The sequence below is a fragment of the Clostridium sp. AF50-3 genome, from assembly GCF_003477445.1.
GTDB classification, from domain to species: Bacteria; Bacillota; Clostridia; order Lachnospirales; family Lachnospiraceae; genus Otoolea; species Otoolea fessa.
The window spans coordinates 98233-119438 of record NZ_QUDH01000007.1; the positions used below are offsets into that span (position 1 = coordinate 98233).

General features: G+C 50.2%; 17 protein-coding genes and 2 pseudogenes. 3 read left to right on the forward strand and 16 right to left on the reverse strand.

Annotation, left to right across the window (positions count from 1 at the left end; all coding sequences use genetic code 11):
- Positions 1-88: 88 nt before the first annotated feature.
- The 6 genes and pseudogenes from DW085_RS09780 to DW085_RS09805 form a co-directional block, all read right to left on the reverse strand.
- The gene (locus tag DW085_RS09780) at positions 89-493 is read right to left on the reverse strand and encodes an ACT domain protein (protein ID WP_022360619.1); all 405 of its coding nucleotides are present in this window, start codon (positions 491-493) and stop codon (positions 89-91) included.
- Positions 494-578: 85 nt separating this feature from the next.
- Entirely contained in the window at positions 579-1067 is a 489-nt protein-coding gene (gene rimI / locus DW085_RS09785; RefSeq protein WP_118492421.1) for a ribosomal protein S18-alanine N-acetyltransferase, read from the reverse strand.
- The gene (gene tsaB, locus DW085_RS09790) at positions 1067-1816 is read right to left on the reverse strand and encodes a tRNA (adenosine(37)-N6)-threonylcarbamoyltransferase complex dimerization subunit type 1 TsaB (protein WP_118492422.1); all 750 of its coding nucleotides are present in this window, start codon (positions 1814-1816) and stop codon (positions 1067-1069) included. Before tsaB ends, rimI begins: the two co-directional genes overlap by 1 nt.
- A gap of 23 nt (positions 1817-1839) precedes the next feature.
- Positions 1840-2264 (reverse strand): annotated as a pseudogene (tsaE, locus tag DW085_RS09795) (tRNA (adenosine(37)-N6)-threonylcarbamoyltransferase complex ATPase subunit type 1 TsaE).
- Entirely contained in the window at positions 2261-2758 is a 498-nt protein-coding gene (locus tag DW085_RS09800; protein ID WP_118492424.1) for a YcxB family protein, read from the reverse strand. The pseudogene tsaE and the gene DW085_RS09800 overlap by 4 nt, the downstream one beginning before the upstream one ends.
- A gap of 93 nt (positions 2759-2851) precedes the next feature.
- Positions 2852-5004 (reverse strand): annotated as a pseudogene (locus DW085_RS09805) (Tex family protein).
- A gap of 232 nt (positions 5005-5236) precedes the next feature.
- On the opposite strand from DW085_RS09805, the gene DW085_RS09810 reads away from it, so the two are divergent.
- Positions 5237-5617, forward strand: a complete 381-nt coding sequence (locus DW085_RS09810) for a hypothetical protein (protein ID WP_118492426.1) — start codon at positions 5237-5239, stop codon at positions 5615-5617.
- Between the two features lie 93 nt (positions 5618-5710).
- On the opposite strand, the gene DW085_RS09815 is transcribed toward DW085_RS09810, so the two are convergent.
- The 5 genes from DW085_RS09815 to DW085_RS09835 form a co-directional block, all read right to left on the reverse strand.
- Entirely contained in the window at positions 5711-6928 is a 1218-nt protein-coding gene (locus DW085_RS09815) for a homoserine dehydrogenase (RefSeq protein ID WP_118492428.1), read from the reverse strand.
- 5 nt (positions 6929-6933) lie between these two features.
- Positions 6934-7377: an ACT domain-containing protein gene (locus tag DW085_RS09820; RefSeq protein ID WP_107001373.1), complete on the reverse strand. Its 444-nt coding sequence runs from the start codon at positions 7375-7377 to the stop codon at positions 6934-6936.
- Between the two features lie 204 nt (positions 7378-7581).
- A complete protein-coding gene (prfB, locus tag DW085_RS09825) occupies positions 7582-8709 on the reverse strand; it encodes a peptide chain release factor 2 (protein WP_117796089.1) in 1128 nt (375 codons plus the stop codon).
- A gap of 212 nt (positions 8710-8921) precedes the next feature.
- Positions 8922-11504 carry a preprotein translocase subunit SecA gene (gene secA, locus DW085_RS09830; protein ID WP_117796090.1) on the reverse strand — a complete coding sequence of 861 codons (2583 nt, stop codon included), beginning with the start codon at positions 11502-11504 and terminating at the stop codon, positions 8922-8924.
- Between the two features lie 145 nt (positions 11505-11649).
- Positions 11650-12033, reverse strand: coding sequence for a hypothetical protein (locus DW085_RS09835; protein ID WP_118492430.1), 384 nt, complete (start codon positions 12031-12033; stop codon positions 11650-11652).
- Between the two features lie 372 nt (positions 12034-12405).
- Between DW085_RS09835 and raiA the strand changes: the two genes are divergently transcribed.
- Positions 12406-12933: a ribosome-associated translation inhibitor RaiA gene (gene raiA, locus DW085_RS09840; protein ID WP_022360630.1), complete on the forward strand. Its 528-nt coding sequence runs from the start codon at positions 12406-12408 to the stop codon at positions 12931-12933.
- A 112-nt stretch (positions 12934-13045) separates the two neighbouring features.
- On the opposite strand, the gene DW085_RS09845 is transcribed toward raiA, so the two are convergent.
- The 4 genes from DW085_RS09845 to trxB form a co-directional block, all read right to left on the reverse strand.
- A complete protein-coding gene (locus tag DW085_RS09845) occupies positions 13046-14713 on the reverse strand; it encodes a formate--tetrahydrofolate ligase (RefSeq protein ID WP_118492432.1) in 1668 nt (555 codons plus the stop codon).
- 125 nt (positions 14714-14838) lie between these two features.
- Positions 14839-15483, reverse strand: coding sequence for a cyclodeaminase/cyclohydrolase family protein (locus DW085_RS09850; protein WP_118492433.1), 645 nt, complete (start codon positions 15481-15483; stop codon positions 14839-14841).
- Between the two features lie 254 nt (positions 15484-15737).
- A complete protein-coding gene (locus tag DW085_RS09855; RefSeq protein WP_118492435.1) occupies positions 15738-17285 on the reverse strand; it encodes an SH3 domain-containing C40 family peptidase in 1548 nt (515 codons plus the stop codon).
- Positions 17286-17496: 211 nt separating this feature from the next.
- Positions 17497-18414 (reverse strand): thioredoxin-disulfide reductase, encoded by a 918-nt coding sequence (gene trxB, locus DW085_RS09860; RefSeq protein WP_118492437.1) that lies wholly within the window; start codon positions 18412-18414, stop codon positions 17497-17499.
- Between the two features lie 448 nt (positions 18415-18862).
- Between trxB and DW085_RS09865 the strand changes: the two genes are divergently transcribed.
- On the forward strand, positions 18863-19594 hold the full coding sequence (locus DW085_RS09865) for an SDR family oxidoreductase (protein ID WP_118492439.1): 732 nt from the start codon (positions 18863-18865) through the stop codon (positions 19592-19594).
- On the opposite strand, the gene DW085_RS09870 is transcribed toward DW085_RS09865, so the two are convergent.
- On the reverse strand, positions 19591-21015 hold the full coding sequence (locus DW085_RS09870; RefSeq protein WP_118492441.1) for an MBOAT family protein: 1425 nt from the start codon (positions 21013-21015) through the stop codon (positions 19591-19593). The genes DW085_RS09865 and DW085_RS09870 overlap by 4 nt on opposite strands.
- Between the last annotated feature and the right edge of the window lie 191 nt (positions 21016-21206).

Genomic DNA, 21206 nt, shown 5'->3' on the forward strand with positions numbered 1-21206 from the left:
ACAAAATGGAGAAGCCATGTCCTCCACAGCTTCTCCATCATTATACTGTTTTTTATACCGGTTTTTAAGCGGAAAGTGCTGGAAATACTTACAGTACCTTATATCCCTTCGATGTCAGGCAGATGCTGACCTCCCTCACATCGTCCGTGTGAAGCACCATAACCGGCTTGCCAGAATCACGATTGAAGGAGAGATACAGGTAATCTACATTGATATTGCTCTCTTCGAGGGAAATTAACAGACGGTTGAGTGCTCCGACCTCGTCATCCAGTTCGACGCCAAGCACCTCTGTCAGACGGCAGAGATAACCAGCTTCCGCCAGCACTTTCTCCGCGTGCTCTGGATTAGAAACAACCATACGGATAATACCGTACTCCGCACTGTCATTCGTGATCGAACCCCAAATGTTAATATTCTCCTTCTGAAGAAGGGATGTAATATTCTGTAAACGTCCTTTCTTATTCTCTGCAAAAATAGATACCTGACTCAGCATATGAACCTCCTACCGTTCTTTTCTTTTGATTTAACACTGTAAAGTGTTACGCTTTTATCTGTTAAACAGTATACTCATTTCCATTTCATCTGTCAATGCTTTTTCCGCTTCTTTTCCAATAAATCAGCGCATCTTCCGTCGGCCCGCTGTAATAATTCTTCCGAACCGCCTCTTTCTGAAAGCCATACGCCTCATACAGCGCAATCGCCGGGGCATTAGATGCACGCACCTCCAAGGTGATATCCTCGACGTTTTCTTCCTCTGCTTCCTTTAACAGCCGTTCCATCAGAAGCCGCCCATAGCCGCGCCCCCGGCACGCGCCGTGAACCGCGATCCGCATCAGCTCGCCTTCCCCGGCAATGACGCGGAAATTGCAGTAGCCACGGACGGTTTCATCCTCTTTCAGCACCCAGGTTTTATCCCAGCTGCTCGTCAGCAGATCCTGTAAAAGCTTCTCCGACCATGCATCCGAAAAGCATTCCAGTTCCAGTGCCCGGACCGCAGGAAGATCCCCCGGCTGAAAATCCACTATCTGAACACGAAGCTCTTTTTGCGTTCCCGTTCCTGCCGCCATTATTTCTTCTCCACGACCACAATACCGGCTGCCAGCTTATCCATCTCGCCCTGGCGCTCTGCGACCTCGCGCTCGCGCTCCGCCTGCGATTTCCGCAGATAATCCGGCTTGTGCTCGGCTGCCGTCTCGGTCTTTCCCTCTGCCAGATACACTGCGCCAAGCGCTGCCACCGCCGAAGCTCGCTGACGGCTCGCCTGTGCCGGTGCAAACGAATACGGCACCTTCATCTCTTCCTCGATCACCGCCCGGTTGACCGGCACACCGTCCCCCAGGAAAATCACGCGCTCGCCGCGCTCATTTAACTCAGCAATCAACGCATGGATATCCGTAATGTACTGTTCTTTCACAATCTCGAACTTCTCTTCATACCGATAGAGTCCCGTGTACACCTGCTGCCGTCTCGCATCCAGCATCGGGCAGATGAGCGCCGAAGCCCCGTACAGACAATATCCCATCGCATCCATCGTCGGCACATGGATCAGCGGCTTCCCAAGCGCCAGTCCCAGTCCTTTCGCTGTCGCAGAGCCAATCCGAAGCCCCGTAAAAGATCCTGGACCGCCGGATACTGCGATTGCATCGATGCTTTCCAACGGCACCTCCAGCATTTTCACAATCTCATCAATCATCGGAAGAAGTGTCTGCGAATGCGTTTTTTTCAGATTCACCGTATATTCCGCCGTGATCACATCATCCGTAACAATAGCAACCGATGCCACCAGGGATGCGCTTTCGATTCCCAAAATTCTCATTTTCTCTTTCCTCCTGTCGCCGGCTACTGCTCGTTTACTGAAATTTTCCGGTAATCAAAGCCCTTTTCCAAATCCTTTTCAATCGTGATCTGGATCGGATGTTCCGGCAGGATCTCGCGGATGCGCTCCGACCATTCGATCAGGCAGATGCCCTCGCCGTAGAAATAGTCCTCATAGCCAATCTCATCCATCTCGTCCACATCGCCGAGACGATATACATCAAAATGGTAGAGCGGCAGGCGCCCATCGTCGTACTCCTGCACGATCGTGAAAGTCGGGCTGTTGACCGGTTCCTGAATTCCAAGTCCCGCGGCAAACCCCTGCGTAAAAACCGTCTTTCCTACGCCCAGATCACCATTCAAACAATACACCTGCCCTGCCTGCGCTTCCATTCCAGCTTTTTTCCAAACGCATACGTCTCTTCCGGGCTGTTTGTTTCTATCATCATGCTCGAATTCCTCTTCTCTTTTCCTGCGGCAGATTTCTTGTAAGCATACTGAGAAAAATCTGCTCCTCCGAACCTCTGAACACGCGCTTCGGCATCAGGTACGCCTTGTCTCGACCCAGGTAAAGCACATAGATTCCCGCGATCTTTTTCACTTTTACCAGCTTATCCCAGCTGATCTCACCCTTGCCGTTCGCCTGGCGGGCACGGATGCCCTCGTCTCCAATGTGAAATACAATCTCAGCTCCCGTTTTCGCATCCCTGGCGGTGCGCTCTGCCTGTTTCCAGATTGCAAAAATCTGAAAGCCTGTCAAGGCAATCACTCCCAGAATCACCAGATTCGTCACCTGCGTTCCCAGACGTTCCTCGCTGGCTGACGCTGCAATAATAACGAGCACCGTCAGTATGATGCATCCGATTCCACGCAGTCCCGCCCAGAAATTGTACATCGAATAAATAAAAATCTCTTTTGGCTGTATTTTTACACGTAAGTCCATTTTATCTTCTCCCTAATTTTCTATGCCTTATCCGCCGCCCCATTCCAGTCAGCGCTCCTGCATCCTATAACCAACGGCTGAATCTGCCGTGGTTTACTTCGTCTCCCGGATTTTCATCGTCAGCGAAATGCGCTTCTTCGCCACATCAACCGCCAGCACCTTGACCTCCACGATATCCCCGACGCTGACCGCCTCCAGCGGATGCTTGATATAGCGGTCTGTCATCTGGGACACGTGAACCAGACCATCCTGATGCACGCCGATATCCACAAACGCACCGAAATCAATGACATTCCGCACGGTTCCTTTTAAAATCATGCCCGGCTTCAAATCCTTCATTTCCAGCACATCCGTGCGGAGAATCGGCTTCGGCATCTCCTCACGCGGGTCGCGCGCCGGTTTTTCCAACTCGCTCACGATATCGAGCAAGGTCGGCTCGCCGATCGAAAGCTCTTTTGCCAGCTTTGCCGTATCCGCGATCTCCTTGCGGATATTGCGGATGCCGCCCGCCGCGATCTCCTTCGGATCATGTCCAAGCTGCTTTAAAAGCGCCTCCGCTGCTTTATAGCTCTCCGGGTGCACACTCGTCGCATCGAGCGGATTCTTGCCGCCCTGGATCCGCATAAATCCGGCGCACTGTTCATACGCCTTCGGTCCCAGCTTCGCCACCTTCAAAAGCTCACGGCGCGTTGAAAATGCGCCATTCTCCTCCCGATATGCCACGATATTTTTCGCAATCGTCTTGTTAATGCCGGAAATATAGGCGAGCAGCGGCGCCGATGCCGTATTCAGATCCACGCCGACCTTATTTACGCACGTTTCCACCACGCCCTGCAGCGCTTCGCTTAAATTTTTCTGGTTCATATCATGCTGGTACTGACCGACTCCAATGGATTTCGGATCAATTTTTACCAGCTCCGCCAGCGGATCCTGCAGGCGTCTCGCGATCGATGCCGCGCTTCTCTGTCCGACATCAAACTGCGGAAATTCCTCCGTCGCCAGCTTGCTCGCCGAATAAACCGACGCGCCCGCCTCATTGACGATGACATACTGAACTTTCTCCGGAATTTCTTTTAAGAGTTCCACGATGATCTGCTCAGATTCTCGGCTTGCCGTACCATTCCCCACTGAGATCAGGGAAATACCGTACTTGCGGATCAGCTTTTTCACGATCTCCTTCGACTCTTCCACGCGGTTCTGCGGCGCAGTCGGGTAAATGACCGTCGTATCGAGCACTTTTCCCGTCTCATCCACAACTGCCAGCTTGCAGCCCGTCCGGAATGCCGGATCCCAGCCGAGCACCACGCATCCTGCGATCGGCGGCTGCATCAGGAGCTGTTCCAGGTTCTTGCCAAATACCTGAATCGCGCCGTTCTCTGCCGTTTCTGTCAGCCCCGCGCGGATCTCGCGCTCGATCGCCGGTCCGATCAGGCGGCGGTAGCTGTCCAGAATCACTTCTTCCATCACGCGCGCCGCATCCCCATCCGGCGGATAATCAGCTGTTTCTCCATATACCGGACAATCTGCTCCTCCGGCGCTATAAGCTTCACGCTCAGAATCTTCTCTTTCTCACCGCGGTTGATCGCCAGCACACGGTGTCCCGCCAGCTTTTTGACTGGTTCGGAGAAATGATAGTACATCTCGTACACCGACTGTATCTTCTCATCCTTTGCGGATGCCTCCAAAAGACCGTCCTGCATCGTCTTTTTACGTGCGTAGTTGCGGTATTTTGCCATCTCGCTGATCTGCTCAGCCAGAATATCACGCGCGCCGTCTATTGCCTCTGAAACATCTGCAACACCCTTTTCTTCCGACACGTACTTCGCCGCCTCCGCCTCCAGGCTGCCGCCCGCTTCCTGCTTGTAAATCCAGACTGCTAACGGTTCCAGCCCTTTCTCACGGGCAATTCCGGCACGGGTGCGCCGTTTCGGGCGGTACGGAAGATAAAGATCTTCCACCGCAACCAGCGTCGCCGCATCGCGGATCTGTTTCTCCAGCGCCGGAGTCAGCTTCTCCTGGGCGCGGATCGCACCGATCACCTGCTCCTTTTTATCCTCCAGATTCCGAAGATAGCGCAGACGCTCATCTAGCTGGCGCAGCACCTCATCATTCAGGGAACCGGTCGCCTCCTTGCGGTAGCGCGCGATGAACGGGATCGTGTTTCCCTCATCGATCAGCTTTACCGCCGCTTCGACCTGATTTCTCCCTATCTGAAGCTCTTCTTTCAATGCCTGTATAATATCCATGCAAAAACTCTCCTTCAATATCAATACGCTGTTTAATCATACCATTCCAGCGCATATTTCGCAAGTCAATGCCTAACTGGACAAGCGGCTTTATTCATGATACACTTTTATCGGATTCAATCCGCCAGATGGGCATAGATTTTGTTTTGCCCTATTCAGCGGCTGTCTCTAATTTTCAGAAAAGGATGTAGCTGTTTTCTTTTTTCACAGTTATGAAAGGATTAGATATACGATGAGTTATTACGATGAAACACCTTCTCCGAAGGAACATTCAGATACAAATGAAACCCGGCGCAATCGTTCGCGCCGCTATGCCACGATGTCAATGATGTGCGGCATCTTCGCATTTTTCTCCCTGTTTTTGAGTTTTTCCGCCGCGATTCTGCTCGGAATGTCGGCGAATGTACTGTTTGTCCTATCCAAGGAGGAAGGACAGCCGCGGCGCGGCAGCGCAGTGGTCGGGCTAATACTGGGAGTTATGTCTACCATCTTTGGAGTAGTTGAGTTTTTCTGCCTGATCCAGGTGTACCATATGATTACGGATCCGCAATATGCGCCGTTTTTTGATCAGGCAATGGAGTTGTATGAGAGTTTGATTGGTCCGTTACAATAAAATGATTGGCAAGAGGACCTTTTTCTGTGTATTTCTTGCGTTAAAAAGCACACCGCGTCATGAATGACTTTGGCGTGCTTTTTACTTTATATCCTATTTTGTATAGCGAATCGTCTGGCGGATATCTTCCTCGAATACCGCTGCCAGTTTCCGGAAGCGTGCTTCGGTCATTTCTCCGGTTATGACCGCAAATTCGTCCATCTCCGGGAGTTCGATGGTTTCTGCTTCACCGAAGGCTGCACGCACATCGGCAAGTTTGTCGGCTGATTTGCCTGCCAGTCGGAGGAAGTAGCTGAAGGTTACTTCGCCCATCGGTGCAACTGGCTGTTTTTCGTCGGTCCAGCCGGTCGGGATGTTGTCTTCCATGTGTCCGGCGATCTCTACGATGTCGCTGACGACTGCGCTGGCGGTCGGGAGTTTTCCGGCGCCGCTGCCGTAGAACATGACGGTTCCAAGTGTATTGCCGCGAACCATGACTGCATTGTATACGTCATTGACTGCAAAGAGCGGATGATCCGGTCCGATCATCATCGGGCATACATAGACGCTGGCTTTATTGCCTTCCATGCGGCTGGTTCCAAACAGTTTAATCGAAGTTCCCAGCTTTGCCGCATATTTGAAATCAGTATCGGTAATCTTTGTGATGCCCTCGGTCGGCACATCTTCGTAATTTACTTCTTTTCCAGTTGCCAGTGAGGTAAGAATCGTGATCTTGCGGCAGGTATCGTAGCCTTCTACGTCTGCCTCCGGGTTGCGCTCTGCATATCCGAGTTCCTGCGCTTTCTTCAAGGCTTCCTCAAAGGTCTGACCTTCTCTTGCCATCTTGGTAAGGATATAGTTGGTTGTACCGTTTAAGATACCGCTGATTTCCTCGATCTTCTCGCCTGCAAGAGACTGAGTCAGCGGACGCAGAAGCGGAATGCCGCCGCCTACGCTGGCTTCGAAGAGGAAGTTTAAGTTCTTCTCGCGTGCAATCGCCAGAAGCTCGGTGCCGTGTGCCGCTACAAGTGCCTTGTTGGAGGTCACAACGTGCTTACCGGCTAACAGGCACGCTTTTGCAAACTTGTATGCCGGATTGACGCCGCCCATCGCCTCTACAACGATCTCTACTTCTTCGTCTTTTTCAATGATCTCAAAATCATGAACAATCTGCGCTTCGTGCGGATCACCCGGAAATTCACGCAGATCCAGAATATATTTTACTGCAATCTCTTTGCCGGTTTTTTCTGTGATTTTGTCTTTGTTGGTTTCTAATACTTCTACGACTCCGGAACCAATTGTTCCATAGCCCATCACTGCTACCTGAATCATAATCTTTACTCCCTGGCTATAATTTTTACGTTGTGTACTCCCGAATTTTCTTCCATCTCTTCGACCATATGCGATATATTTCCGGTATCCGAGCGGACTTCCACGCTGAGTGTCAGCGTCGCCACATTGTTGACCGGAATACTCTGATGAATCGTCAGAATATTCGCCTTGTAAATCGCTACGATATGAAGAAGATCCGATAAAAGTCCCTGTTCATCATCCATCTGCAGCACCATGGTAATCGTTTTGCCCTTGGCGTTGTCGTAAAATGGAAAAATATCGTCCTTATACTTATAAAAGGAACTCCGGCTGATCCCAAGCTGGTCGGTCGCCTCCTGAATCGTCATCGCCTTTTCCGACGCAATGAGCTTCTTCGCTTCCGCCACCTTCAAAAGGACTTCCGGCACTGCTTTCTGCTTTAACAGATAATACTTTGTCTTTTCTTCCATTCCATCTCCGCTTATGTACGCACCAGAAATACATTTGTGTTTACCAGGAAGATATTATCACATTTATTGACGCTCTGCAATCTATTTTTTTCATAATAATCGAATTGTATCTGTAAAAAAACAGCCTGAACTGACGGCACTCGACAGAGTGTTTTCTTCTCTGTCAAACTTTTGTGCCGCCAATCCAGGCTGATTTATCTTCTTTTACGCCTCTTCTGTCTTCTGGTTTTTCAGGCTGATCCACTTTAAATACGCACTGATAAACAGATCAATATCTCCATCCATTACCGCGTTCACATTGCCATTTTCAGCGTTCGTCCGGTGATCCTTGACGAGCGTGTACGGCTGCATAACGTAGGAACGGATCTGGTTTCCGAAGTTAATGTCCTTGACATCGCCGCGGATGTCGGACAACTTCTCGGCATTCTCCTGTTGTTTGAGCAGGTACAGCTTTGCCTTTAACATCTGCATCGCCTTGTCCTTGTTCTGGAACTGGGAACGCTCATTCTGGCACTGTACGACGATACCGGTCGGCAGATGCGTGATACGGATCGCGGAGGACGTCTTGTTGATATGCTGTCCACCGGCACCACTCGAGCGATAGGTATCGATCCGCAGATCGTCCGGATTAATCTCCACATCCAGATCTTCTTCAATATCCGGCATGACATCACAGGAAACGAACGAGGTCTGACGCTTGCCAGCCGCGTTGAACGGGGAAATACGGACCAGACGATGGACGCCTTTCTCCGATTTCAGGTAGCCGTAGGCATTTTCGCCGTTGACCTGCAGTGTGATGGACTTAAGTCCCGCCTCGTCGCCATCCAGGAAATCAAGCACCTCGGTCGTAAAGCCCTTTTTGTCCGCCCAGCGCTGGTACATACGATACAGCATACTGCACCAGTCCATCGCCTCGGTACCACCCGCGCCCGCGTTCAGCTTGAGGATCGCGTTGCAGCCGTCGTACTCGCCGGACAGGAGTGTCTTTGTGCGGAGTTCTTCCAGCTCTTTGACGAACTCATCTAACATCTCCTGAATCTCCGGAATCATCGCCGGGTCATTTTCCTCATAGCCCATCTCGATCATGACCTGGATATCCTCATACTGCTGTTCAAGGTGCTTGTAGCCATCCACTGTATCTTTGAGATTTTTCGCCTCACGGACCGTCTTGGTCGAGCGCTCCGGATCATCCCAGAAGCCCGGTTCTTCCATTGATTTGTCAAGCTCCGTGATGCGGCGCTCCTTATTTTCCAGATCCAGGGAATCCTTGACCTCTTTCAGCGTCTCATCGTAGGTTGATAACGTATACTTAAACTGATCTAATTCAACCATGCTCTCACCTTCTCCATTCTCATCTATCTGCTGCCATTTTTCTCAACGGTTCAGCATTCTTTCAGTTATATTTTGTTACGGATCACACACATATAGACCGTAACTCTTTTTTATATTTGGAAAAATTCCCGGAACCAGGTATTTCGCCATAGTTTCGGGAATTTTCTGCACAGACTGCTGCAAAATCACAGCAGCCTGCCTTCTTTCATCTATTAATTCTTCGCGTACAGCTTCCGTCCACAGCACTGTTTGTACTTCTTGCCGGAACCGCATGGGCACGGATCGTTCGGGTAAATCTTCTTCTCCTCACGCTTCTTCGGTGCCTGCACGGTGCTGTCGTCACGGTTGGTTCCCGTTACCTTGGCAGCCGGTTCACGCTCGACCTTCTGCTCTGCACGGATGTGGAACAGAATACGGACGGTATCCTCACGGATCGCTGCCGTCATGCTGTCGAACATCTCATAGCCGCTCATCTTATACTCAACCAGCGGGTCTCTCTGACCATATGCCTGCAGACCGATGCCTTCGCGCAGCTGATCCATATCGTCGATATGAGCCATCCACTTTGCATCAACCACTTTCAGAAGGATCACGCGCTCCATCTCGCGTACCTGTTCCGCGCTTGTAAACTCTGCCTCGCGTGTCTCATAAAGCTTCGTTGCCGCCTCTTTAAGCATATGTTTCAGCTCGTTTTTCTTCATATGCTGCTGGTCTTCCGTCAGCTGAATCGGCTCTAACGGGATAACCGGAAGCAGCAGGGAATTTAACTCGGACAGATCCCACTCAGCCGGTTCCTGCTCATCAGAGATGGACATATCTACGGCGTTTTCTACGATATCCGTGATCATCTTCATGATAACAGAACGCATATTCTCACCATCCAGTACACGGCGGCGCTCTGCGTAGATTGCCTCACGCTGCTCGTTCATAACCTCGTCGTATTTTAACAGGTTCTCGCGGATACCGTAGTTGTTGGTCTCGATCTTCATCTGTGCTTTCTCAATCGCCTTGGAAAGCATCTTGTGCTCGATCTGCTCATTCTCCGGTACGCCCATCGCGTTGAACATATTCATCAGACGCTCTGAACCGAAGAGACGCATCAGGTCATCCTCCAGGGACAGGTAGAAACGTGATTCACCCGGATCGCCCTGACGTCCGGCACGACCGCGCAGCTGGTTATCAATACGTCTGGACTCATGACGCTCTGTACCGATAATCTTTAAGCCGCCCAGTTCTCTGGAAATCTCATCCAGCTTGATATCCGTACCACGACCTGCCATATTAGTCGCGATCGTAACGGCACCATGGATACCTGCATCTGCTACGATCTCAGCCTCCAGCTCATGGAACTTCGCATTTAATACCTTATGCGGAATGCCGCGTCTTGTCAGCATCTTGCTCAGAAGCTCGGAAGTCTCGATCGTAATGGTACCAACCAGAACCGGCTGTCCCTTTTCATGGGCTGCTGCCACTTCCTCGACAACCGCATGGAATTTCTCTTTTTTCGTCTTATAAACCGCATCCTCGTAATCAATACGCTGTACCGGTCGGTTCGTCGGGATGGAGATAACGTCCATCTGGTAAATGTTACGGAATTCCTTCTCCTCGGTCTGTGCCGTACCGGTCATACCAGCCTTCTTGTTGAACTTGTTGAAGAAGTTCTGGAAGGTAATGGTTGCCAGCGTGCGGCTCTCACGGCGCACATGTACGTGCTCCTTCGCCTCAATCGCCTGATGGAGACCATCGGAATAACGGCGTCCCGGCATGATACGTCCGGTAAACTCATCGACGATCAGAACCTCGTCATCTTTTACCACGTAGTCCTTATCGCGGAACATCAGGTAGTTGGCACGCAGTGCCAGAATGATGTTGTGCTGGATCTCCAGGTTCTCCGGATCCGCCAGGTTTTCGATGTGGAAGAAATCTTCAACCTTCTTCACACCAGCCTCGGTCAGGTTGACTACTTTATCTTTCTCATTGACTACGAAATCGCCTGTCTCCTCGATCTCCTCGCCCATGATGGCTGCCATCTTGGAAAATTCTGCTGATTCCTCGCCCTTTTCCAACTGACGTGCCAGAATATCGCAGACCTCATAGAGCTTCGTGGACTTGCCGCTCTGTCCGGAAATGATAAGCGGGGTTCTCGCCTCATCGATCAGGACGGAATCGACCTCATCGATGATCGCATAGTCCAGATTCCGCATAACCATCTGCTCTTTGTAGATCGCCATGTTGTCACGCAGATAATCGAAACCAAGCTCATTGTTGGTAACGTAGGTAATATCACAGTTGTAAGCTTCCCGGCGCTCGTCGGAATTCATCGAGTTTAAAACCACGCCGACCGTCAGACCGAGGAATCTGTGAACCTCGCCCATCCACTCTGCATCTCGTTTTGCCAGATAGTCGTTGACGGTAACGATGAATACACCCTTTCCAGCCAGCGCATTTAAGTACGCCGGTGCGGTAGAAACCAGGGTTTTACCCTCACCAGTACGCATCTCTGCGATACGTCCCTGATGCAGGACGATACCACCGATCAGCTGAACCGGGTAATGCTCCATATTTAATACTCGTCTCGCCGCCTCACGCACGGTTGCAAATGCCTCCGGCAGAAGGTCGTCCAGCGTCTCGCCGTTCGCAAGGCGCTCTTTGAACTTGCGCGTATTGTCACGCAGTTCATCATCCGATAAGGCAGTCATCTGCTCGCGCATACCTAGAATCTTATCCACGATCGGGCGGATCAGCTTCAGCTCGCGTTCGCTGTGGGTACCAAACACTTTCTCTATCAGATTCATGCTTTTCTCTCCTATTTCTTGCTTTCTCATTCTTTTTTCGTTTTTATAGCTCAATGTATGATATGTTTTAGATCGAAAAGATCGTATAGGTATAGTTATACAATCTTATTTATTCTAACACTAACAGGGATTTTATTCAATGATTTCATGATTTTTTTACATTTATTCTGCGCACACGCCCGGCTGAGATAAGCCGAACCTGCCGTACCCGGAAAATCCCAGCCATAAAACAAGACCCTCCATACACGAACAAAGGAACCTGCTGTAAAACGCTGCCTCCCTGCCTATCCAGGTAAAACGTTTTTTCTTCTGCCAGCCCGCCAACTTTATGGTAAACCAGACAAGTTGCACAAAATATATGTTCGACTTTCTTGTTGTCCACATTATCCACATTTTGTCCCCAGTTTTGTGGATAAGTTTTGCACACCCATTTTTTCCCTTTTTTAGGGAAAATGGAGTTTTGCACCGACTTATCCACATTATCCACAATTTCCGTCTGTTCACGAAGCACCCATTTTCCCCGGCGCATTTTGATTTCTTTTTTGTTCAGATCTCATAAACTTGCATATTTCTTCCAAAAATACAAGCAGATCTATTGACAAATGAAGAACCCTCGCATTGCCTCCAAACCCCCGTTTTTTCTAGCTTTTTCGGCCTTTTTCTGTTGCAAAAACACACCCATTCTGCCCTATCCTGCAAGACTCTTTTTTCATATTTCATTGTCCGCCGCACAAACCGCGCGCAAATCCCTTATAAAACAACAGCAATTCGTGAAAAATCAAACGACACAGTATTTCGACCTGTTTTTCAATTAATTGTGTTGACAATTTTGCGAAAAAGGTTGAATTTAACATCCAAAAGTGGTATACTATAGCCATCCCAATAAAAAGGAGCGATGATTATGCGTTATAAGATTACTGGAAGAAATATCAATGTTACCCCGGGGTTAAAAGCAGCTGTAGAGGAGAAGATCGGAAAGTTAGAGCGATACTTCAATCAGGACACTGAAGTGAATATCACACTTACGGTTGAGAAAGATCGTCAGAAGATCGAGGTTACCATCCCTGTCAAAGGCACCATCATCCGTGCAGAGCAGGAAAGCAACGATATGTATGTATCGATTGATTTGGTAGAAGAAATCATCGAGCGTCAGCTCAAAAAATATAAGAATAAAATCGTAGACAAGAAACAGGCGGCCGTTGCATTCTCTGACCTCTTCATAAACGAAGAATATGATTCCAACGACGAAGTAGATATCGTCAAAGTAAAGAAATTCGCTATGAAGCCGATGGATCCGGAAGAGGCTTGTGTACAGATGGAACTCTTAGGACATAGTTTCTATGTATTCCTGAATTCCGAGACCGAGCAGGTCAATGTTGTTTACAAACGTAAAGGCAACACCTACGGATTGATCGAACCAGAATTTTAATTCATCGCTTCGTACTATAAGTAGACAAGTTTCCTAGCAAAAAGGGGAGCTGCCATGTGGCAGTTCCCCTTTTTGCGTTGTGTTAAGTTCCATTCATATCCTATTTCTTTTCTTAGAACAGACCCGTGATCCGTCCATTCTCATCGACATCGATCTTCTCTGCCGCCGGCACCTTCGGAAGTCCTGGCATCGTCATGATGTCGCCGGTCAGCGCTACGATGAAGCCTGCGCCCGCGGATACTTTCAGGTTGCGGACAGTTACTGTAAAGTTCTTCGGTGCGCCGAGCAGCTTCGCATTGTCCGAAAAGCTGTACTGCGTCTTCGCCATACAGATCGGATAGTTACCAAATCCAAGCTCAGTCAGGCGTTTTGCCTGCTTCTTTGCTGCATCCGTGAGTACAACGCCGTCGCCGTGGTAGATCTTCTTCACGATCGCATCCAGTTTCTCCTCGATCGTTGTATCGGTCTCGTAGCAGTAGTGGAACTCGCTCTCAGTCTCGCACAGGCGGATGACTTCTTTTGCCAGCTCCTCGCCGCCTTCTCCGCCTTTCGCCCATACCTCGGACAGAGCTACATTGACACCGACCTCATGGCACTTATCCTCGATCAGCTTTAATTCTGCCTCGGTATCCATTGGGAAGCGGTTGATCGCTACGACACACGAAAGTCCATATACCTTGGTAATATTTTCTACATGCTGCATCAGGTTCGGAAGTCCCTTCTCCAGTGCTTCCAGATTCTCTGCGTTTAAGTCAGCCTTCGCCACGCCGCCGTGATGCTTCAAGGCACGTACCGTCGCTACTACAACGACCGCCGACGGTTTCAGCTCTGCCATCCGGCACTTGATATCCAGGAATTTCTCCGCACCCAGGTCAGCGCCGAAGCCAGCCTCTGTGATCGTGTAATCACCCAGCTTTAATGCCATCTTTGTCGCAATGACGGAGTTACATCCATGCGCGATGTTCGCGAACGGACCGCCGTGGATAAATGCCGGTGTATGCTCTAAGGTCTGTACCAGGTTTGGTTTCAGGGCATCCTTTAAAAGAGCCGTCATCGCGCCCGCTGCTTTCAGATCACCGGCAGTGACCGGTTCCTCGTCATAGGTATAACCTACGATAATCTTGGAAAGGCGTTCTTTCAGATCCGTAATGTTGCGTGCCAGGCACAAAACTGCCATGATCTCGCTGGCAACCGTGATGTCATATCCGTCCTCACGGGTCACGCCATCCACGCGGCGTCCCAGACCATCTACGATGTTGCGGAGCTGACGGTCATTCATATCGACAACACGCTTCCAGGTAATGCGCTTCGGATCGATGCGGAGTGCATTGCCCTGATAGATATGATTGTCCAGCATCGCTGCCAGCAGGTTGTTTGCTGCGCCGATCGCGTGGAAATCACCGGTAAAATGGAGGTTGATATCCTCCATTGGAATGACCTGTGCATATCCGCCGCCAGCTGCACCACCTTTGACACCAAAGACCGGTCCCAACGACGGCTCACGAAGCGCTACGGTTACCTTTTTGCCAAGACGTTTCAATCCGTCTGCCAGACCGACCGTGGTCGTGGTCTTTCCTTCTCCGGCTGGAGTCGGGTTGATCGCGGTCACCAGAATCAGTTTTCCATCCTTGCCCTCGGTCTCCTTCAGAAGACTGTAGTCTACCTTTGCCTTATAATTTCCATACTGCTCCAGATACTTCTCGTCTACGCCTGCTGCCTGTGCAATCTCACCGATTTTCAGTGGATTCGCTGCCTGTGCAATCTCAATATCTGTCATCATTACTCCTGTACCTCCCTGTTTTTGCGGTTTTGCCTGTTCCGGAAGTTTTCACACAGTGAATGTTATCTGCTTTATCTTCTGTAAAGAAGATCCCCCCTGTGAATTTCCCGGAAAGACTGTGAATGTTATCTATTATATACTGTGTCTGACAATTTGGAAAGACACAAAATTGATTTTTCACAAAAAATTGCATCCGATTCCAGTTTTTCTACTTTTTTCCCAAGTTCTGATACATAACTTTCGTCCTTGATCGATGCCAGATTGATCTTCACATTAAAGAGGGCACCCACAACCGCTGTCCGGGCTAACATCGCCGCAATCAGACCGTCGGAAACGGCACCTTTATTGCCCCTCTTTACGACCGCTTCCGCCATCGGAAAAATCTTTGCCGCTGACTCCGCAATCGCAAGCGGCGCTTCGGTCGCCTCTTTTAACCCCTGCTGCAGGGCGGCAGTGCGGATTTTTTTCTCCTCCTCCGTCTCCTTCGGAAGCTTCAGCGCTCTCATATATCCATTGAACGATTCGCTGTCCTTTTTGATCCCCGCCAGCAACTCCTCATGCAGCGCAGCGCCCTCAGCTGCCAGCGCCTGCATTTCCTCCTGCACCCCGGCATATGTTTCCTTTCCGATCGTCAGATTTGCCACCATTTCCATCAATGCCGCGCCCAGCGCCCCCACCATCGCCGACACGCTTCCGCCGCCCGGTACAGACGCCTTCGAAGCAGTTTCTTCTACAAACTGGTTTACGGAAAGTTCTCTTAATTCTGCCATGATTTTTCTCCTTTTTTATAAAAAGAATGTGCCTTGGCACATTCTCGCGCCGAGCGCGGTCGCTTGCGACATGTTTCTGCTTCGCGCGAGTGCATACATTTTCCTATAAAAATGAAAAAATACCGCAAAATTACTTGTCTCACCGTTCAGAAATCTTCTGCCCCGCTGGCAACGTAATTTTGCGGTATTCCCACCGAGCCCTACGGATATGAAATCGTTCCGTAAGAACCGATATACTCCTTTATCTGCGTTTACTAATTTAAGAATGAAACTGCCTTACACGGTGTTCGGTAGTTGGACGGCGAAATCTTGATGCCGCTCTTTGCCGTACTTGCGTGGATAACCTGTCCATTGCCTATGTAAAGTGCTACGTGATTGATATAATTGCCGCTCGCATAAAAAAGCAGATCGCCCGGCTGTACTGCGCTGACCGCAACCTCCTTGCCCTTTGCCGCCTGATCTCTCGAGCTTCGTCCGGTTGAAATACCGAAATGTGCAAATACACTCATTGTAAATCCGGAACAGTCCGCGCCGTTTGTCAGACTGGTTCCGCCGTATACATACGGATTTCCAAGGAACTGCTTTGCATATGCCACAACCGCAGAACGGGTAGCATTTGTTACTTCATTTCCAGAAGAGGACGTACCGCCTGTGCCTGGTCCGCCGCCCGGTCCAACGCCGCTTGCAGTGGTCGCTTTCGTCGCTGCCGCTGTAGTCGGCGCTTTCGTCTCAGCTGCCTTTGTCGTCTCCTTGGCTGCCGCTGTCGTCCCAGCTGCCTTGCTTTCGCTCGGATTCGCCTCTATTGTTCCGCTGTAGGAAGTCTCCGGTGCTTTGGTCGTCTCTTTGGCAGCTGCCGTGGTTTCCTTCGCAGCTGCCGTGGTTTCCGCTGCCCTCGACTCTTCCTCGGCTTTCTTCTTTACCTGTTCCAGGTTCTCGATCGCCGCATTCGCTTCCTGTTTCAGTTTTTCTTCTTCAGCTTTCTGCTGCTGTTCCTCAGCTACGGAAACTGCCTGCTTAAAGTCTACCTGCGTCGTAATATAATCTTTATACACATATCCGACCAGATCATTATCGACGGAAATCTTGGCAAAATCGCCCTCTTCTCCGATCACCTCATACTCTGCATCGGCAGAAAGAAGATCCAGCGTCTTGCCCTCTAAGCTCGGCGTCTCTCTCAGGCGAAGCGTAGAGGTATTTGTAACCTTCGCGTAGGTTGTGCCGACTTCCCTGGCAATCTTGGACGCCTCCTCACCGGTCACAAAATACTGTGCTTTAATATAACCGGTCACGGAACCCGACTGGATATGGTACCATTTGCCGCCCTCGCCGTCCACCGTGTCCAGAATTGTCGCCGCACAGTTATTGTAAATCTTTCCGACTACCTCGCTGCCTGTGCTCGCCTGTGCGCGAACATTGACATAATTGGTCACACGGGAAATCGCGATATTATCGTAGATCGACTTGGACATCGCGCGGACAACCGCCTCAGTCTCGCCAGTTGTCTCCTTTGGCTGGGCTTTCGTCTCTGCTGGCACCTGTGCCGGTTTGGCTGTCTGCGCACCGCCTGCCACGCCCGTCTGACCGGCTCCCGCCACTGCCAGAACTTCTTTAGAAGCAAATGCCTCCGCCAGCTCTTTTTCCGGGTTCAAGCTGCTCGCATAGTAATTATTGATCGCCACTGACGCGCCAGCGACCGGGGCATCCGTCTCCAGATTCATCGCCGCCTGGGCGCTCATCTGTCCCGTCCCTGCCATCACAAGGCACGCTCCTGATACTATCAGAAATTTCAGCGTTTTTCTCATAAGAACCTCCTACTCTTCTGTCCATTCTGTTCCGTCGTTTTATCTCAAACTGTAACTGTTCAGTACCTTCACAGTCACGCGCAAAAATCCATTAAAAATTGCCTACGGCAATGGGATTTTTGCCTGCTGACCCATGTTTTCGTACGGTCAGCGCAGTAAATGCGCAGACCTACTAAACAGTTACTCTGTTTTCTTCTATGTTAAAAATGAGTTATGCCTGAAGATATCGCTCTGCAGATGCCACGCAGTTTGCGCCGTCCGATGCCGCTGTCAAAATCTGGCGCAGCGCCTTGGTCCGGACATCTCCGGCTGCAAATACGCCCGGAACGCTCGTCTGACCGCTCTCATCCGCCCGGATGTAACCCTGCTCATCAAGCTCTAACTGACCCGCATACAGCTCACTCTCCGGTGCGATGCCGACTGCAATAAAGACACCCTCCACGTCCAGCCGTCTCTCTTCTCCGGTTTTGGTCTGTCTCAGCCGCAACGCCTCCACCTGAGCGTCCCCTTCAATCGCAACCGTCTCGCTGTTCCAGACAAATTCAATATTTTCAAGCGCCTGTAAGCGCTCCTGCAGCCGTTTTGCCCCGCGAAGCTTGTCTCTGCGGTGGACGATATATACTTTTTCACACATCCGTGCAAGAAAAATCGCATCTTCCAGCGCCGCGTCGCCGCCGCCCACAACGGCAACCGTCCTTCCCCGGAAAAATGCCCCGTCGCAGGTCGCGCAGTATGAAACGCCTGCCCCGCGAAGTTCCTCTTCTCCCGGCACCTCCAACGTCCTGTGATGTGCTCCGGATGCCAGAATCACACAGCGTGCCTCATACGTCTCTTCCTCGCAGACTACTTTCTTCACATTTCCTGAAAGCTCGACCTGCACGACCTCATCCTGTACAACTCTTGCTCCCAGCTTGTTTGCATGCTCCCGGAACTGTCTGGAAAGCTCAAAGCCGGTCACACCCGGAAATCCCGGATAATTGTCCACCTCCCAGGTATTCAGCACCTGTCCGCCGCTGATTCCATTCTTCTCTATCACAATCGTGTCCAGACATGCCCGCTGTGCATAAATCGCCGCACTCAAGCCAGCTGGTCCGGAACCAATGATTATTATATCATACATGGTATACAGTTCCTTTCTTCCGAATCTGTTCGGTAATTGATCCGCTCTATCGCTGTGTCAGATCCATTTGGTTTTAGTATAACACATTTTGGCACTTTCATACAATGCTGTAAAACACTCAGAACAGCAAAAAATGGATGAAAATTTCTTACGATTTTATGACAGGCGGAAAAATGAAACTATTTCATGAATTTTAAATACATGCTATAATTCAATCAAATATGATGTTGGGGTCAAAAGCTTTTGACCCCTCTAATACCGAATTGCTCTGCACTGCGTGCTCCCGCAATTCTCAAAAACATTCGCAATTCGCTCATTTTTCTTTGAAAAATGGCTACTTACTCATGTTTTTGGCGGGTCCCAAGGTCAAAAATTCTCCTGCAAGCAAGCTTGCGTCGAACTTCTGACCTTTTGACCCTGGTATCATCAAATATACGCATATAAGGAGTTTACTGCCATGAATCATAAAACTATCCTCGTAACCGGCGCTTCCCGCGGAATCGGGAAAGCGATTGCATTAACCTACGCCAGGAATGGCTGGGATGTCGTGATTACCTGCCTGAGGCGGGAAGAAGAATTAAAAAAGACCCAGCGCGAAATCGAAGCGCTGGGCGTTTCCTGCCTTGCCTGGATGGGCGATGCGGGCGATTTTGAGAGCTGTTCCCGCCTGTTTGACGCGATCCGGGTGCGCTTCGGTTCCCTGGATGTCCTCGTCAACAATGCAGGAATTTCCTACATCGGTCTGTTCCAGGATATGACGCCGGACGAGTGGAACCACATTCTCAATACCAACCTGACCTCCGTCTTCAACTGCTGCCGCCTCGCCGTTCCGATGATGGTGTCACGCAAATCGGGACGCATTCTCAATATTTCCTCCGTCTGGGGCATCTGCGGCGCTTCCTGCGAAGTCGCCTATTCTGCCACTAAAGGCGGCATCAACGCCATGACGCGCGCCCTCGCGAAGGAACTTGCGCCGAGCAGCATCCAGGTCAACGCGATCGCCTGCGGCGCTATTGACACCGAAATGAACCAGTTTCTCGATGAAGAAGAACGGAATGCCCTACTGGAAGAAATTCCAGCAGGACGTATGGGGCGTGCCGAGGAAGTCGGAAAACTGGCATACCAGCTGGGGAGCGAGGACTCCTATTTAACGGGACAGATAATTCAACTGGACGGCGGCTGGATCTAAAACCTGAAATAAATAAACGGATTATACGTGCTGCTGACGAGATACATGGTACACAAAAACAGCAGCACAGCCATAATCACAATATCCACTGTCTTTGTCACTTCTTTCTCATACAGATGCTCCCGCAGCTTCGGGCATATACTCTGCACGATGCCCGAAAGCAGCACGCCCAGCACCGCAAGAAAAATCACCTTCCGATTCACGAACAGCGACGCCGGATAGATGCCGTTCTCCCAGGTAAACATCTGATGCAGGATCACTTTCGCATCCGCCAGCGTATCGGCGCGGAAGAACACCCAGCCAACCACTACAACCAACGCCGTATAGATGTGATTCAGTCCCCGGAAGCAGTTCTTCTCCAATAGCTTCCCAAGTCCCATGCGTTCCACCACCAGAAACAGCCCATGGTACAATCCCCAGATGATAAAGGTTGCCCCAGCGCCATGCCAGAGCCCGGTCGCAAAAAAGACAATCAGCAGATTAACATACGTCCGCACCTGCCCTTTCCGGTTGCCGCCCAGCGGGATATAAAGATATTCCCTAAACCAGGTCGAGAGTGAAATATGCCAGCGTCTCCAGAACTCGCGGATCGAGGTAGAGATATACGGATAATTGAAGTTCTCCATAAAATCAAATCCAAACATTTTTCCCAATCCGATCGCCATATCCGAATATCCCGAAAAATCGAAATAAATCTGAAGTGTGTACAAAACCGCCAACATCCACGCATTGACCGTTCCCAGCTGTGCCAGCGGTTTCTCCATCATCCAGTCCACCGTCGCCGCAAAGGTATTAGCAAACAACATTTTTTTCGCCAGTCCGTAGGAAAAGCGCTTGATTCCATACGCCATCCCCTCCGCCGTACACTGCCGGTCCCCAATCTGTTCGCAGACATCGTGATACTTGACGATCGGTCCCGCGATGAGCTGCGGAAAGAAGGAAATATAGAGCGCCAGATGAAAGATATTTTTCTGCGCCTGAATCGTCCCCCGGTACACATCCACCACGTAGGAAAGCGCCTGAAACGTGTAGAAGGATATTCCGACCGGAAGAGCAATCTCGCGGAAAGAAAGTGTATGTGCGCCGCCCGCAAAGCGGCTTAACAGAGAATTTGCAATCTCGACTGCGAAGTTAAAATATTTGAAATAGCCCAGAACAAGGAGGTTTAAAAACACGCAGGTTGTAACAGCAAGGCGCATTCTGTGTTTACTCTGCATCCTCCCAATCCACAATCCAAAGAAATAATTCAGCCCGATCGAAACAAGCATCAGAATCACATACTTCGGCTCGCCCCACGCATAAAAAAAGAGACTGGCAGCCAGAAGGACGCCATTGCGGATATGCAGATTTTTCGTTATAAAATAAAGCAAAAATACCGCTGGCAAAAAATACCATAGGAACACAAGGGAACTAAATAACATAAATCATACCATCCTGTATTTGTTACTGTTCACGCGTACGTGCCCAGTAACGGAATTTGCCGTGGCTTCTCATTTAAAGACGGCAAATTCCTGCCGCCACCACGTTTTCTTACGGCACTTTCGGTTCCAAAAGTGCCTACCCGTAAACAGTAACCTGTATTTTCTTATATAGCAGATAAATCATATCTATA